Origin of the sequence: Streptomyces alkaliterrae (assembly GCF_007097205.2) — a bacterium.
Lineage (GTDB): Bacteria > Actinomycetota > Actinomycetes > Streptomycetales > Streptomycetaceae > Streptomyces > Streptomyces alkaliterrae.
This window is the reverse complement of sequence record NZ_VJYK02000608.1, coordinates 1-1157: the sequence shown is the minus strand read 5'-3', so window position 1 is coordinate 1157 and position 1157 is coordinate 1. Positions and strand designations below refer to the sequence as shown.

General features: G+C 77.1%; 1 protein-coding gene. It reads right to left on the bottom strand.

Annotation, left to right across the window (positions count from 1 at the left end; translation table 11 throughout):
* Window positions 1-33: 33 nt before the first annotated feature.
* Complete coding sequence (locus FNX44_RS27075) at window positions 34-954, bottom strand: carbohydrate kinase family protein (RefSeq protein ID WP_143651595.1); 921 nt, start codon at window positions 952-954, stop codon at window positions 34-36.
* Window positions 955-1157 lie beyond the last annotated feature (203 nt).

Below are 1157 nucleotides of genomic sequence, written 5' to 3'. Positions count from 1 at the left end.
GGAGGGGCGGGCGGCAGGGGCGGGCGGCACCCGCTACTCCTCGGCGAGGGCGGCGGCGAGTTCCGCGTCGTCCGGCGGGCTGGCTCCTGCGCGGGTGACGGTGACCGCGGCGGCGGCCGACGCGACACGGAGGACCTCGTCGAGCCGGTGTTCGGTGAGTGCGGCGAGCGCGGCCCGGCGGTCGGCGCCCAGCAGTCCCGAGGTGGCGAGCGCGTGCAGCGCGCCGGACATGAAGGCGTCTCCCGCGCCGACCGTGTCCGCTACCGGCACCGGTCGGGGCCGCCGGTCGAGTCGGACGTCCCCGCGCGCGGCGACCGCGAACGAGCCGCGCGCGCCGCGGGTCACCAGGACCAGGGAAGGGCCCCGCGCGGCCCACCGCCGGGCGACCTCCTCCGCGGACTCGTCCGGGCAGAGCCAGGCCAGGTCCTCGTCGCTGGCCTTCACGACGTCGCTGAGGGCCACGCAGTGCTCCACGTGGGCCAGCGCGTCGGCGCGTCGGCCCATGAGCGCGGGCCGCACGTTCGGGTCGTAGCTGACGGTCGCGTCTGACCTGAGCTCCCGGGCGGCGGCCAGCACGGTGGTCGCGCCGGGCTCCAGTACGGCGCCTATGGAGCCGAGGTGCAGATGGTCGGTGGCCGGAAGCGGTACGGGGCGCAGCGTCCAGCTGATGTCGAAGTCGTAGCGGGCGCCGCCGTCGCCGCCCAGCCGGACAGTGGCGGAGGGGGTGCGGACGTCTTCGGCGCCGTCCGTGTGGACGCGGACGCCGGCGGAGCGCAGATGCGCCGAGAGGAGGGCGCCGAGCCGGTCGTCGCCGAGCTGGGTCAGCAGATCGGTCGGGTGCCCGAGCCGGGCGAGCCCGTAGGCGACGTTGGCCGGGCTGCCGCCGGGGTGGACGTGCTCCCGGCCGTCCGCCCCCTGGACGATGTCGGCGACGCACTCACCGATCACCAGCATGCTGCCTCCTCGCGCCGCACCGCCTCCCGCTCATTCAACCCGACCGGGCCGCCCGCGCGAGCGGACACACTGGGCGGCGGGTGACCGGAGAGGGCGGCGATTGACGCCTCGTCCGCTCATGGACGACGATCATCGACGCGGCGGGCCGACGGGCCCGTCCGGCGGGGCGGGCGACGTGGCGCCGGCCCCGGAACGGGGAGGGG

Bases quoted from the DNA above. Each gene is read 5' to 3' on its own strand.
- FNX44_RS27075 (WP_143651595.1), bottom strand. From the start codon at position 954: ATGCTGGTGATCGGTGAGTGCGTCGCCGACATCGTCCAGGGGGCGGAC.